Annotated in this window: 13 protein-coding genes and 2 tRNA genes; 13 read left to right on the plus strand and 2 right to left on the minus strand. The window is 63.6% G+C overall.

Annotated features, from left to right (window positions below):
- Nucleotides 1–249: 249 nt before the first annotated feature.
- The 11 genes from dnaA (at nt 250) to HCT51_RS00055 (ending at nt 11590) form a co-directional block, all read left to right on the plus strand.
- A complete protein-coding gene (gene dnaA / locus HCT51_RS00005) occupies nt 250–1668 on the plus strand; it encodes a chromosomal replication initiator protein DnaA (RefSeq protein ID WP_166876725.1) in 1419 nt (472 codons plus the stop codon).
- 338 nt (nt 1669–2006) lie between these two features.
- Complete coding sequence (gene dnaN, locus HCT51_RS00010; protein ID WP_166876722.1) at nt 2007–3152, plus strand: DNA polymerase III subunit beta; 1146 nt, start codon at nt 2007–2009, stop codon at nt 3150–3152.
- Nucleotides 3153–3166: 14 nt separating this feature from the next.
- Nucleotides 3167–4051: a phosphogluconate dehydrogenase (NAD(+)-dependent, decarboxylating) gene (gene gnd, locus HCT51_RS00015; protein WP_166876719.1), complete on the plus strand. Its 885-nt coding sequence runs from the start codon at nt 3167–3169 to the stop codon at nt 4049–4051.
- A gap of 7 nt (nt 4052–4058) precedes the next feature.
- Complete coding sequence (gene recF, locus HCT51_RS00020; RefSeq protein WP_166876716.1) at nt 4059–5225, plus strand: DNA replication/repair protein RecF; 1167 nt, start codon at nt 4059–4061, stop codon at nt 5223–5225.
- Nucleotides 5222–5722 carry a DciA family protein gene (locus tag HCT51_RS00025; RefSeq protein ID WP_166876713.1) on the plus strand — a complete coding sequence of 167 codons (501 nt, stop codon included), beginning with the start codon at nt 5222–5224 and terminating at the stop codon, nt 5720–5722. Before recF ends, HCT51_RS00025 begins: the two co-directional genes overlap by 4 nt.
- Before the next feature lie 90 nt (nt 5723–5812).
- Nucleotides 5813–7774 (plus strand): DNA topoisomerase (ATP-hydrolyzing) subunit B, encoded by a 1962-nt coding sequence (gene gyrB, locus HCT51_RS00030; RefSeq protein WP_166876710.1) that lies wholly within the window; start codon nt 5813–5815, stop codon nt 7772–7774.
- 45 nt (nt 7775–7819) lie between these two features.
- Nucleotides 7820–10411: a DNA gyrase subunit A gene (gyrA, locus tag HCT51_RS00035; RefSeq protein WP_166876707.1), complete on the plus strand. Its 2592-nt coding sequence runs from the start codon at nt 7820–7822 to the stop codon at nt 10409–10411.
- Nucleotides 10404–10811, plus strand: a complete 408-nt coding sequence (locus HCT51_RS00040; RefSeq protein WP_166876704.1) for a DUF3566 domain-containing protein — start codon at nt 10404–10406, stop codon at nt 10809–10811. The genes gyrA and HCT51_RS00040 overlap by 8 nt, the downstream gene beginning before the upstream one ends.
- Before the next feature lie 58 nt (nt 10812–10869).
- Nucleotides 10870–10943, plus strand: a tRNA-Ile gene (locus HCT51_RS00045).
- A 30-nt stretch (nt 10944–10973) separates the two neighbouring features.
- Nucleotides 10974–11046: transfer RNA gene (locus tag HCT51_RS00050), tRNA-Ala, on the plus strand.
- Between the two features lie 100 nt (nt 11047–11146).
- Entirely contained in the window at nt 11147–11590 is a 444-nt protein-coding gene (locus HCT51_RS00055) for an NUDIX hydrolase (protein ID WP_166876701.1), read from the plus strand.
- Here the strand turns inward: HCT51_RS00055 and HCT51_RS00060 are convergent.
- A complete protein-coding gene (locus tag HCT51_RS00060; protein WP_166876698.1) occupies nt 11587–12078 on the minus strand; it encodes a DNA helicase in 492 nt (163 codons plus the stop codon). The two genes, HCT51_RS00055 and HCT51_RS00060, sit on opposite strands and share 4 nt — an antisense overlap.
- Before the next feature lie 118 nt (nt 12079–12196).
- Between HCT51_RS00060 and HCT51_RS00065 the strand changes: the two genes are divergently transcribed.
- Both HCT51_RS00065 and HCT51_RS00070 read left to right on the plus strand, forming a co-directional pair.
- Nucleotides 12197–12730 carry a peptidylprolyl isomerase gene (locus tag HCT51_RS00065; RefSeq protein WP_166876694.1) on the plus strand — a complete coding sequence of 178 codons (534 nt, stop codon included), beginning with the start codon at nt 12197–12199 and terminating at the stop codon, nt 12728–12730.
- A gap of 189 nt (nt 12731–12919) precedes the next feature.
- Entirely contained in the window at nt 12920–13573 is a 654-nt protein-coding gene (locus HCT51_RS00070) for a rhomboid family intramembrane serine protease (RefSeq protein WP_370626873.1), read from the plus strand.
- 93 nt (nt 13574–13666) lie between these two features.
- Here HCT51_RS00070 and HCT51_RS00075 read toward each other — a convergent pair whose 3' ends face one another.
- Nucleotides 13667–13915, minus strand: coding sequence for a cell division protein CrgA (locus tag HCT51_RS00075; RefSeq protein WP_166876687.1), 249 nt, complete (start codon nt 13913–13915; stop codon nt 13667–13669).
- Nucleotides 13916–14023 lie beyond the last annotated feature (108 nt).

The raw sequence follows: 14023 nt of genomic DNA on the forward strand, positions 1-14023 counted from the left end.
CAGGAAAGTATGTGGTAGCCGGAATTCGGCCGAGACAACTGATTAAATGTACGGCCTTATGGAGATTCGGTCAAACTTGGACCGGCCAAAGGAACATTATCCACATCTGGATAACTCACTGTTGGTAACGACACGGGGGAGCGAACTAAGGTGGTGGACATCCTGAGATTGCGGGGGCATCCGGGTAATTCACACTAGTCACGGGCGGTGGATAAGCCTGTGCATAAGTCTTTGAGGATGTGGGGAAAAATGTCGGATGAACCGGACTCAACCGGAGCAATCTGGAGATCGGTACTCGCTCGGCTCGGCACTGACGACCGCATCACCCCCCAGTTGCACGGTTTCATCAACCTGGTCGAGCCCAAGGGCGTACTGTCGGGCACTCTCTATCTGGAGGTGCCGAACGAGCTGACGCGGGGCATGCTCGAGCAGCGCATCAGGGTTCCGCTGCTGAATGCCCTCGGCGAACTGGGCGATAACAGCGTGCAGAACTTCGCGATCGTGGTGAATCCCGAGATTCAACAGGACGTCCTGGAACAGCCGATCCGCGAGCAGCCTGAGCAGCCATACATCGAACCGGCCGTCGTGCCGGCGCTGCACGATACGGGCGCGAACCGGCGTTCCGACAGCCGGCTGAACCCGAAGTACAGCTTTGACAACTTCGTGATCGGCGGATCCAACCGGTTCGCCCATGCCGCGGCCGTCGCTGTGGCCGAGGCGCCGGCGAAGGCATACAACCCGCTCTTCATTTATGGCGGGTCCGGGCTCGGCAAGACGCACCTTCTGCATGCGATCGGTCACTATTCCGAGTCGCTGTATCCCGGCATCCGGGTTCGGTATGTCTCCAGCGAAGAGTTCACCAACGACTTCATCAACTCGATCGCGAACAACCGGGCCTCGGTGTTCCAGTCGCGCTACCGCGAGATCGACATCCTGCTGATCGACGACATCCAGTTCCTCCAGGGCAAGGACTCCACCCAGGAGGCCTTCTTCCACACCTTCAACACGCTGCACGATCACAACAAGCAGTTGGTGATCACCAGTGACCTGCCGCCGAAACACCTCACCGGCTTCGAAGACCGGATGCGGTCGCGGTTCGAGTGGGGTCTGATCACCGACGTGCAGGCACCTGATCTGGAGACCCGCATCGCGATCCTCCGGAAGAAGGCGCAGAGCGAGAAGCTCAAGGTGCCGGACGACATCCTCGAATTCATGGCATCGAAGGTGTCCTCGAACATCCGCGAGCTCGAGGGGACGCTGATTCGGGTCACCGCGTTCGCCAATCTCAATCGCACCCCGGTCGATATGCAGCTGGTGCAGACGGTGTTGAAAGACCTCATCACTCTTGACGACGACAATGTCATCGCGCCGGTCGACATCATCAATCACACGGCGGCCTACTTCAAGCTCACCGTCGACGACCTGTATGGCTCGTCGCGGTCGCAGGCTGTCGCCACCGCGCGCCAGATTGCGATGTACCTCTGCCGTGAGATGACCAATTTGTCATTGCCGAAAATCGGCCAGCTGTTCGGAAACCGCGACCACACCACGGTGATGTACGCGAACAAGAAGATCAGCGAGCTCATGAAGGAGCGGCGCTCGATCTACAACCAGGTGACCGAGCTCACCAGCCGCATCAAACAGAACCACCGCTTCAACAAGATGTAACCCCTTGTGGATAACCTGTGGAGAGCGGTGGAAAACGCCCGGGATTAATGGGGACGTTAATCACAACCCTGTGGAAACTCGGTTTGGGGCTCGCGCAGAGAATGACATGTTTTTGAGTATTCGCCCACAGCTCGTCAACAAGTCACACGGTTGTAGTTCCCTCTGTTTCAGCGGTATTAACAGGGTTATCCACATTGTGCACAGCGGTTAACACGATTAATCCTTTAAAACAGGATTGGGCAGCGAGATAACCTGAACTCCGTGGGTTCGGGCCGATCTTCGGCCTGTGCCAGTATTGATCCCGCTCTCCCAACCTTCTCCACGACAGGGGTGACTCAGTGAAGTTCCAGGTAAATCGCGATGTCTTCAGTGAGGCTGTTTCCTTCGCCGTGAAATTGCTTCCTCAGCGCACAACGCTGCCGATTTTGAGCGGTGTGCTGATCGAGGCAACCGAAACCGGGCTCACGCTGTCGTCATTCGACTACGAGGTCTCGGCGCAGACCCACATCGACGCTGACGTGCAGGAATCCGGCGTCGTCCTGGTCTCCGGCAGGCTGCTCGCCGACATCGCCAGCCGGCTGCCCAGTGCGCCGGTCAATTTCAGCACCGACAGCGGCCGGATCGTCGTGTCGTGCGGTTCCGCCAACTTCACCCTGCTGAGCATGCCGGTCGAGGAATATCCGACGCTTCCGCAGGTTGGCGGGCAGTCCGGACTGCTTCCGGCCGACAGTTTCTCGGCCGCCGTGTCCCAGGTCGCCGTGGCCGCATCCCGTGATGACGTCACCCCGGTGATCACTGGCGTGCAGCTCGAGGTCAGCGAAAATCACCTGTCACTGGTGGCAACCGACCGCTACCGCGTCGCGGTCCGCGAGATCGAGTGGGATTCCGGGGACGCGCCAAGCGAGGCCGTCACCGCCCTGGTCCCGGCACGAACCTTGACCGAGATCGGTAAGACGTTCGGCAACAGCGGCACCATTTCGGTCTCGATCACCAGCACGGATGACCGCGAGCTGATCGCGTTCAGCGCCGACCGGAAGACGGTCACATCGTTGCTGATCAAGGGCAACTTCCCGCCGGTCAAGCGCCTGTTCCCCGAGACCGTCGACAACTACGCGGTGCTGAACACCGCAGAGCTGATCGAGGCCACCCGTCGCGTTTCACTCGTGCTCGAGCGCGAGGCCGCACTCCGGTTCACGTTCACAGCTGACGGGCTTACCCTCGAGGCAATCGGATCTGAACAGGCCCAGGCCTCTGAGACAATCGACGCCCACCTGGTCGGCAACGACATCGTGGTGTCTCTGAAGCCCGCGTTCCTGCTCGACGGCCTCGGCGCCGTGCACTCGGAATTCGTGCGCATCTCGTTCACCAAGACCGAGAACCCGAACAAGCCGGGACCGGTGCTGATCACGAGTCAAACCTCTCGCGAAGAGCCCGGCGCCGACAACTACAAGTACCTGCTGCAGCCCAACCTGCTGCTGCGCTAGCCGAAGGATTTTCCATGCACATCGGGCTGATCGGCCTCGGCAAAATGGGCAACAACATGCGTGCCCGGCTGAGGAACAACGGCATCGAGGTCACCGGCTACGACCCCAATCCGGATGTCACGGATGCCGCGACGCTGACCGACATGGTCGCCGCTCTGCCGGCTCCCCGCGTTGTCTGGGTGATGGTGCCGTCCGGTGCAATCACCACCGGCGTCATCGAGAACCTCGCCGAGGTGCTGGAATCCGGCGACCTGGTGATTGAGGGCGGCAACTCCCGCTTCACCGATGACGCCAAGCACGCCGCGATCCTGGCGCCGAAGGGCATTCACTACGTGGATGCCGGCGTTTCCGGCGGAGTCTGGGGCCTGGAAAACGGCTACGGACTCATGGTCGGCGGCGACGCGGCCGACGTGGAACGCGCCATGCCGGTGTTCGACGCACTGCGCCCGGAAGGCCCGCGCGACGAAGGCTTCGTGCACGCCGGCGAAATCGGCGCAGGCCACTACGCCAAGATGGTGCACAACGGCATCGAGTACGCGCTGATGCAGGCCTGGGCCGAAGGATTCGAGCTCCTCAGCAGCAAAGACGAGCTCATCAAGGACGTTCCCGGCACGTTCAAGGCGTGGCAGCGCGGCACTGTGGTGCGTAGCTGGCTACTCGAACTCCTGGTCAAGGCGCTCGAGGAAGACCCCGATTTCACCGACATCGAGGGGTACGTCGAAGACTCCGGTGAGGGCCGCTGGACCGTGGAGGAGGCGCTGCACAACGCCGTTCCGGTTCCCACGATCAGCGCGTCGATCTTCGCCCGCTTCGTTTCGCGTCAGGAGGACTCGCCGTCGATGAAGGCGGTCGCAGCGCTTCGCAAGCAGTTCGGTGGGCACGCGGTCCGCAAGGCGTGACCACCCCGTGATCGTCACCCACCTCAGCCTGACCGACTTCCGTAACTATCAGCACGCCGACGTCGAACTGCGCCGCGGACCCAACCTGTTCGTCGGCAGCAACGGGCAGGGCAAGACCAACCTCGTGGAATCGCTCGGTTACCTGAGCACCCTGGGGTCGCATCGGGTCTCGACCGACCATGCCTTGATCAGACAGGGAACGGATGCCGCGATCATCCGCGCCCGGCTGGAACACGCCGACCGATCGATGCTCGCCGAGGTTCAGATCAACCGCACCGGCGCCAACCGCGCCCAGGTTAACCGGTCGGTGATCAAGACCCGCGACCTGCCGCGCTACTTCTCCAGCGTTCTGTTCGCGCCGGAAGACCTCGCCCTGGTCCGGGGCGAACCATCCGTGCGCCGACGGTTCCTCGACGAGCTGCTGGTGCTGCGGTTTCCGCGGCTGGCCGGAGTGCTCGCCGACTACGAGCGCGTCCTGAAACAGCGGAACACCCTGCTGAAGTCGGCCCGCGCCACGGGAGTGAAGACGAACCAGCTCACCACGCTCGAGATCTGGGACGACCGGCTGATCGCGCTCGGCTCGGAACTGATCGAAGCCAGATCCCAGCTCGTCCACGACCTGCAGCCCGAGGTCGAGCGCGCCTATGCCGCGATCGCCGGCGCCGAGCACGCGGCCAGCCTGACCGGGTACCTCAGCATCCTCGCCAGCGCAGCGGATGACGACGGGGAGCCGGCACCCGACGCCCTGCGCGCCGAACGCACCACCGCCGCCGAGGCGGCCGGCTGGTTCCGCAGCGCGCTGTCGCGGTTGCGCCGATCGGAACTGGAACGCGGCGTCACGCTGGCCGGACCCCACCGCGACGACCTCGTCCTCACCTTGAACGGGCTGCCGGCGCGCGGCTACGCCAGCCACGGCGAATCCTGGTCGTTCGCGCTCTCGCTGAAGCTCGCCTCAGCGCAGGTGCTGCGGCGCGACTCGTCTGCCGGCGACCCGGTGATCATCCTCGATGATGTCTTCGCCGAGCTCGACGAAAATCGCCGCGGCCGCCTCGCCGCGGCGATCGGAGATTTCGAACAGGTCTTGATTACCGCCGCCGTCTTCGACGATGTTCCGGAACAGCTCGCCACGCACACGGTGCGCATTCGCGCCGGCGAGATCATGGAGACAGCATGAGCGATCGCGAACCGGAGGACACCGAGGCCCGCATCGTCTACCAGCGGTTCCGCCGGGTGTTCGGCGATCCGTCGCTGCGGACAACGGATGCCCGTCGACGCCTGAAGAAGGCGAAGGAGCCGTCGGTTCCGTTCGGCTCCGGCAGGGACCCCGCCGGGGTCGGCGATGTGCTGGATGCGCTCACCGCTAAGCTCGGCTGGAACTCGCCGCTGGCCCAGTCCGATCTGATCCTCGCCTGGCCAGACCTGGTCGGTGAGGAGACCGCCGCGCACTCCACCCCGACTGGTATCACCGAGGGGCTGCTCACCGTGCAGTGCTCATCGACGGCATGGGCAACCCAGCTCAGGCTGATGCGCTCGGCCATCACCACGGAGATCGCCGAACGCTACCCAGACGCCGGAATCACGTCGGTGCGTTTCGATGGACCCAACGCCCCCAGCTGGAAACGTGGCCCCAGAGCAATTCCAGGCCGTGGTCCTCGCGATACTTACGGGTGATGACTCAAATCAGGTCTATGCCGTTCTGAAACCCGCTTAGACAGGCGTTTCTGGCCGGTTCTCACAGGTGAACCCGGTAGACTACAGCAAATGGTTGATACGACTTCGCATGACTCTTATGGTGCTAGTTCGATTCAGGTTCTTGAGGGTCTAGAGGCCGTACGCAAGCGTCCTGGGATGTATATCGGATCCACCGGTCCGCGCGGGCTCCATCACCTGGTGTACGAGATCGTCGACAACTCGGTCGATGAGGCTCTCGCTGGCCACTGCGACACCATCGACATCACCCTGCTGGCCAACGGCGGCGTGCGCGTGATCGATAACGGCCGCGGCATCCCGGTGGATATCCACCCTGTGGAGAAGAAGTCCACGGTCGAGGTCGTGCTCACCATCCTGCACGCCGGCGGAAAGTTCGGCGGCGGCGGCTACGCCGTCTCCGGCGGTCTGCACGGTGTCGGCAGCTCGGTGGTGAACGCCCTGTCCGAGAAGCTCGAGGTCGAGGTGCGCCGTCAGGGCTCCATTTGGCGCCAGCGCTTCCACCGCGGAGCGCCGGAGGCCCCGCTCGCTGAAGGCGAGAAGACAGACGCCACCGGAACCACGATCACGTTCTGGGCGGACAACGAGATCTTCGAGTCGACCGATTACGACTACGAGACCCTGCGAATTCGATTCCAGCAGATGGCGTTCCTCAACAAGGGACTCAAGATCGTCCTCAATGACGAGCGCGCCGACGTCAACCCCGATGACCCGCGCGGCGACGTCTTCCTCTACGAGCGCGGCCTCGTCGACTACGTGGAGTCGTTGAACTCGTCGAAGAAGACCGAGGTCGTGCACCCCGAGATCATCTCGTTCGAGTCCGAAGACCACGAACGCCGCATCGCGCTCGAGGTGGCGATGCAGTGGACCTCCTCCTACCAGGAGAGCGTGCACACCTTCGCGAACACCATCAACACCCACGAGGGCGGAACCCACGAAGAGGGCTTCCGGGCGGCGCTCACCACACTGGTGAACAAGTACGCGCGCGAGAAGAACATCCTCCGCGAGAAGGATGAGAACCTCTCCGGCGAAGACGTGCGCGAGGGCCTCACCGCGGTGATCTCGATCAAGCTCGGCGAACCGCAGTTCGAGGGCCAGACCAAGACCAAACTCGGCAACACCGAGGCCAAGTCGTTCGTGCAGAAGGTGGTCGGCGATCAGCTCGGCGACTGGTTCGCCCGCAACCCGCAGCAGGCCAAGGATGTCATCCGCAAGTCGCAGCAGGCCGCCGCGGCTCGAATGGCCGCCCGCAAGGCGCGCGAGCAGACCCGGCGTAAGGGGCTGCTGGAGTCCGGCGGCATGCCGGGCAAGCTGAAGGACTGCTCGTCGAAGGACCCGGTGCTCAGCGAGATCTTCATCGTCGAGGGTGACTCCGCCGGCGGCTCGGCCGTGCAGGGACGCAACCCCGAGACTCAGGCCATCCTGCCGTTGCGCGGCAAGATCCTGAACGTCGAGAAGGCCCGCCTCGACCGCGCTCTCGGCAACGCCGAAGTGCAGTCGATGATCACCGCGTTCGGCGCGGGCATCGGCGAGGACTTCAACCCGGAGAAGGCGCGCTATCACAAGATCGTGCTGATGGCGGATGCCGACGTGGACGGCCAGCACATCACGACCCTGCTGCTCACCCTGCTCTTCCGCTACATGCGACCGCTCATCGAGCTGGGTTACGTGTACCTGGCGCAGCCGCCGCTGTACCGCATCAAGTGGTCGAACGCCGAGCACGACTACGTCTACAGCGACCGTGAGCGCGACGCCGTGCTCGAGGCCGGCAGCGCCTCGGGCAAGCGCATCCCCAAGGAGAACGCGATCCAGCGCTACAAGGGTCTCGGCGAGATGGACTACCGGGAACTGTGGGAGACCACCATGGACCCCGCCACGCGCACGCTGCTGCAGGTCACCCTCGACGATGCGGCGGCCGCCGATGGAGTGTTCTCCACTCTGATGGGTGAAGACGTGGAGTCGCGGCGTCACTTCATCCAGCAGAACGCGAAGGACGTGCGCTTCCTCGATATTTGATCGAGCAGCGACCGTATCGAGAACGACGACAAAGACTAGAGACAGATGACAGACGACACGACACCGGTCGACACCCCAGACGACACGCACGACAAGATCAACCAGGTCGACCTGCAGCTCGAGATGCAGCGCAGCTACCTCGACTACGCGATGAGCGTGATCGTGGGTCGCGCCCTTCCCGAGGTGCGCGACGGTCTGAAGCCGGTACACCGTCGAGTGATCTATGCCATGTACGACGGCGGATACCGCCCAGACAAGGCCTTCTCGAAGTGCGCCCGCGTCGTCGGCGACGTGATGGGGCAGTTCCACCCGCACGGTGACTCCGCGATCTACGACGCGCTGGTGCGTCTGGTTCAGCCCTGGAGCATGCGCTACCCGCTCGCGCTCGGCCAGGGCAACTTTGGATCCCCGGGCAACGACGGTGCCGCCGCGCCCCGATACACCGAGACGAAGATGGCCCCGCTCGCGCTGGAGATGGTGCGCGACATTGACAAGGACACCGTCAACTTCCAGGACAACTACGACGGTCGCACCCAGGAGCCGAGCGTCCTGCCGGCGCGGTACCCGAACCTGCTGGTCAACGGCTCGGTCGGCATCGCGGTCGGCATGGCCACCAACATCCCTCCGCACAACCTTCGTGAGGTCGCGGATGCGGCGTTGTGGCACCTCGCCAACCCCGACGCCTCCCGCGAGGAGCTGCTCGACGCGCTGATGCACCGCATCAAGGGACCCGACTTCCCGACCGGGGCCCAGATCCTCGGCGTCAAGGGCATCACCGACATGTACACGACCGGGCGCGGGTCGATCACCATGCGCGCGGTGGTCAGTGTCGAAGAGCTGCAGGGCCGCACCTGCCTCGTCGTCACCGAACTGCCGTACCAGGTGAACCCCGACAACCTGGCCATCAAGATCGCCGACCTCGTCAAGGACGGCCGGCTGTCCGGGGTCGCCGACATCCGCGATGAGACCTCTGGCCGCACCGGCCAGCGTCTGGTGATCGTGCTGAAGCGCGACGCCGTCGCCAAGGTCGTGCTCAACAACCTGTACAAGCACACGCCGCTGCAAGACAACTTCGGCGCGAACATGCTCGCAATCGTCGACGGCGTGCCCCGCACCCTGCCACTCGACGGATTCATCACCGCCTGGACCACCCACCAGATCGAAGTCATCGTACGGCGCACGCAGTACCTGCTGCGTGAAGCCGAGGAGCGCGCGCACATCCTGCGCGGCTACCTGAAGGCCCTCGACGCCCTCGACGACGTGATCGCGCTGATCCGCCGATCGGCCACCGTGGAAGACGCGCGTGACGGTCTGATGCTGCTGCTCGAGATCGACGAACTGCAGTCGCGCGCCATCCTGGACATGCAGCTGCGGCGCCTGGCCGCCCTCGAGCGCCAGAAGATCATCGACGAGCATGACAAACTCGAGCGTGAGATCGCGGACTACAACGACATCCTCGCCCGCCCGGACCGCCAGCGCACCATCGTCAGCGACGAGCTCACCGAAATCGTCGACAAGTTCGGCGATGACCGCCGCACCGAGATCATGTACGGCTACGGCGGAGACATGAACGTCGAAGACCTGATCCCGGTTGAGGAGATGGTGGTGACCGTCACCCGCGACGGGTACGTCAAGCGCACCCGCAGCGACAACTACCGCAGCCAGCACCGCGGCGGTAAGGGCGTCAAGGGCGCCCAGCTGCGCGCGGATGACCTGGTCGAGCACTTCTTCGTGACGACCACGCACCACTGGCTGCTGTTTTTCACCAACAAGGGCCGTGTCTACCGCGCCAAGGCGTACGAACTGCAGGAGGCCGGCCGCGACGCCAAGGGCCAGCACGTCGCCAACCTGCTCGCGCTGCAGCCGGACGAAGAGATCGCCCAGATCCTTCCGATCCAGGACTACGGTGTGGCGCAGTACCTGGCGCTCGCCACGCGCGGCGGTCTGATCAAGAAGACCGCGCTCACCGAGTACGACACGAACCGCACCGGCGGCATCATCGCGATCAACCTGCGCGAGGGTGACGAACTGGTGTCGGCCATGCTCGTCGACGCCGATTCTGAGATCCTGCTCGTCTCCCGCAAGGGCATGTCGCTGCGATTCACGGCATCCGACGACGCCCTGCGCCCGATGGGTCGCTCGACGTCCGGCGTGATCGGAATGCACTTCCGCGGCGAAGACGAGCTGCTGAGCGCCTCGGTGGTCTCTGACGAAGGCTACGTCTTCGTGGTCACCCAGGGCGGCTATGCCAAGCGCACCGCCGTGGACCAGTACCGGGTGCAGAACCGTGGCGGCCTGGGCATCAAGGTCGCGAAACTTCAGGATTCCCGCGGCGACCTCGCCGGCGCCCTGATCGTGGAAGACGACGACGAGGTTCTTGTGGTTCTGGCCAGCGGCAAGGTGGTACGCTCTGCCGTGGCCGAGGTGCCAGCCAAGGGACGAGACACCATGGGTGTCGTCTTCGCCCGATTCGCAGACGATGACCGGATCATCGCCATCGCGAAGAACAGCGAACGTAATCTTGATGAAGCGGATGTCGAAGAGGGCACCGTGACTGACGCCACAGCAGCCGAGTCCGTCGATGCTGAGGTGGCACCTGTCGACGAGCCCGGAGAGGACACCAATACCAATGAGTAGCGTCGCGGAGAAACTCCAGCGCAAGGCGCAGCGTCAGCCCGCCACCAAGCAGGTGCGGCTGAAGCTCGTCTACGTCGACTTCTGGTCGGCGGTCAAGCTGTCGTTCCTGGTGATGGTGTGCGCCGGCATCGTGCTCATCGTCGCCGCCATCCTGGTCTGGATCGTCTTGCAGTCCACCGGTGTCTTCAGCGGCGTCGACACGCTGCTCCAGGATGTGCTGAGCGATCCCAGCTTCAGCGTCACCAGCGCGTTCGGTCTGGCGCAGGTGGCCATGTTCGCGGTCATCGTGGCCGTGCTCAACGTCGTCATCGGCACCGCGCTCGGAGCGATCATGAGCGCACTGTACAACCTCAGCGTCCGCATCACCGGCGGACTGCTGGTCGGCTTCACTAATAGCTGAGACGACCTCTCGATTACGAGAAACCGGCCGTAATGCGGTAATGTCGTATGCGGCCCGGGGGGCTATAGCTCAGGCGGTTAGAGCGCTTCGCTGATAACGAAGAGGTCCGAGGTTCAAGTCCTCGTAGCCCCACTGGAATCCTCACAAGGGATTCCGTCCCCCGGGGCCTTAGCTCAATTGGTAGAGCGCCTGCTTTGCAAGCAGGAGGTCAGGAGTTCGATTCTCCTAGGCTCCACCCTGCATCGTGTGAATGACAGAACGCCCGCCTCTGGCGGGCGTTCTGCGTTTAACGGGCCTCGGCGGGGACACGGCCGACCTGTGCCATGATGTGCCCCATGGACATCAGAGTGGCGGCCTATGCCGTGATCATCGATAACGGATCGGTGTTGCTCTCACACTGGAATCAGTACGGCGGGTCGGGCTGGAGCATGCCGGGTGGCGGTATCGACCCAGGCGAGGACCCAGCGGATGCCGCGGTGCGCGAGATCTTCGAGGAGACGGGCTACCACGCACAACTCGATGGGCTGCTCGGCGTTGACTCGCATGTCGTGCCCGCTGCGCAGCGCGCGATCGAGCACAGCAACGATCTGCACGCCATCCGCATCGTCTACCGCGCGCACATCATCGGCGGTGAACTCACCCACGAACTCGATGGAAGCTCGGACGAGGCACGCTGGGTGCCGCTCGATCAGGTCGACCGCCTCAAGAGAGTCGGCCTCGTCGACATCGCGTTGGCGATGAACGAGACCAACAACGCCGCTGACAGCAGCAGCGGCTAAATGTCGTCGAGGTGGGTCTCTTCTGGCTGGTCCTCGACCCACAGGTCGTCATCAGCACGGAGCGTCTGCCACACCGCATAGGCGAGGCCGGCCGCGGCGAGCACGCCGACACCGATCAACACGATACGACCGGCGCCGAAGCTGGGCTTCGGTGGCGCCTTCTTGGCGGTCTTCAGCAGAGCCTCACGCAGATGCGGGTCGCGGACTGCGTTCAGGACGGCGACGGCAGAGCCGACCACCGACGTGACGGCGGGCACGACATCGCTGACACGATCGCGGGTGGACGAGACAACCGGCTTCAACCGGGCTTCATACGCCCCGACAACCTTCGGCGATACTTCCTCGCGGGCGAAGTTGCCGGCCTGTCGGCGCGCCTCACGAATGACGTGGCTCGCGTGATCGAGTACGTCTCTCTGTTCTTCCCAGAGGCGTTCGGCATTCCCCTGAAGCTTCTTGAGCTCCCGCTTGCGCTTACGTGTCAATCCCATGTCAACCTCCGTCGGACGTGAACAGTCCCCATCGTGTCATGAAACCTGAGCGAGGCAAACAAGCGACTCCTGAATGGTCGCTGACAACCAGCGGGGAGTCCTGTGAAACAATTGCCCTATGCATACCGCAGTAGCGACCTTCCACACGACCCTCGGCGACATCAACGTCAATCTCTACGGGAACCACGCACCCAAGACGGTGAAGAACTTCACGGGCCTGGCGACTGGTCAGATCGAATGGACCCACCCGGGCACCGGGCAGACCACGACCGACAAGCTCTACGACGGTGTGATCTTCCACCGCATCATCAAAGACTTCATGATCCAGGGCGGCGACCCGCTCGGCCAGGGCATCGGTGGCCCCGGCTACCAGTTCGACGACGAGATCCACCCTGAGCTCACCTTCTCCGAGCCGTACATCCTCGCGATGGCGAATGCCGGCGTCCAGTTCGGCCGCGGCACCAACGGCTCACAGTTCTTCATCACCACCGTTGCCACGCCGTGGCTGCAGGGCAAGCACACCATCTTCGGCGCCGTCGCCGACGACGAATCCAAGAAGGTCGTCGACGCGATCGAGGCAGTGGCCACCGATGGCCGTGACAAGCCGCTTGAGGATGTCGTCATCAAGAGCATCACGATCACCGAGGTCTAAGTGACCGAAGCGCCACAGACCCGCTCGGCGAGCTCCTGCTACCGGCATCCGGAGCGACCGAGTTGGGTTCTGTGCCAACGCTGCGGGCGTACGATTTGTCCTGACTGCCAGACGCAGGCTGCCGTGGGTGTCCATTGCCCCGAATGCACGCGCGAGGCCAGGCAAAGCATTCCGCAGAGGAGGCCGTCAATGGCGCGCGCGATCCGCACCGGCCGCCGGATATCGAGCGGTGCGCCCGTGGTCACCTGGTCGCTGATCGCGATCAGCGTGATCGTATTCGTGCTGAACGAGCTGAGCAACGATGCACTGAACCAGACGCTCTGGTACCGCCCGGTACTGACCTTGTTCGCGCCGTGGACGATGTTGACCGCCACGGTCGCGCACGCGTCATTCCTGCACCTCGCGGTGAACATGCTGTCCCTCTGGGTGCTCGGGCCCATGCTCGAGCACATGGTCGGTCGGGCGCGATTCCTCGGGCTGTACCTGGTGGCCGGCCTCGGCGGTTCCGTCGCCGTGCTCTGGCTCTCTGAACCCCTCGTGCCCGTGGTTGGCGCTTCCGGGGCGATATTCGGCCTGCTCGGCGCGCTGTTCGTGATTCAACGCGGGCTGGGCGGAAACTCCACGCAGCTGGTGGTCGTGATCGTGCTGAACCTGGCCATCGGGTTCTTCGTCTCGGGCATCTCCTGGCAGGCACACGTCGGCGGGCTCGTCACGGGTGCCCTTGTTGCGCTCGTCTACATGCGTACACGCAAGCGGCAGCAACGCCCGCTGCAGGCTGTGCTGGTGGCCGGGGTGGCGCTGCTGCTCGTGCTGCTGACGGTGGCCCGGTTCGTGCTGGCCTGAGCCGCCGGCTGAAAGTTATCCACAGGTTAATCCACACTGGGGATAATTACAGCGGTGTAGTTCACCCCCGATGAGGGGACCGGATCCGTGCGATCAGCGCCAGCGCGTGGTCATCAGGAAGCCGATGAACATGATGCCGAAGCCGACCAGGATGTTCAGGTTTCCGAGGTCAGGAATCGGGAACCGGGTCTCGCTGACGTAGTACACGATGATCCAGATCAGCCCGAGCAGCATGAAGCCGAACATGATCGGCTTGAACCACACCGGGTTCGGCGCGTTCTCACCCGAAGGGGTGTCGGGCGAGCGGTCGTCTTTGCTGGTGCGTGCATTCGTTCGAGCCATGCGCCAGATTCTATCCTGTCGACCTTGACGGCCCGGTGTTGGCGGCCTCCGGTGGTTCGTGGCTCCGGATGCTGCCCCGTCTACAATTGATCAACCCCCGAAGGAAAG

The organism is Salinibacterium sp. ZJ450, assembly GCF_011751885.2.
Taxonomy (GTDB): Bacteria; Actinomycetota; Actinomycetes; order Actinomycetales; family Microbacteriaceae; genus Ruicaihuangia.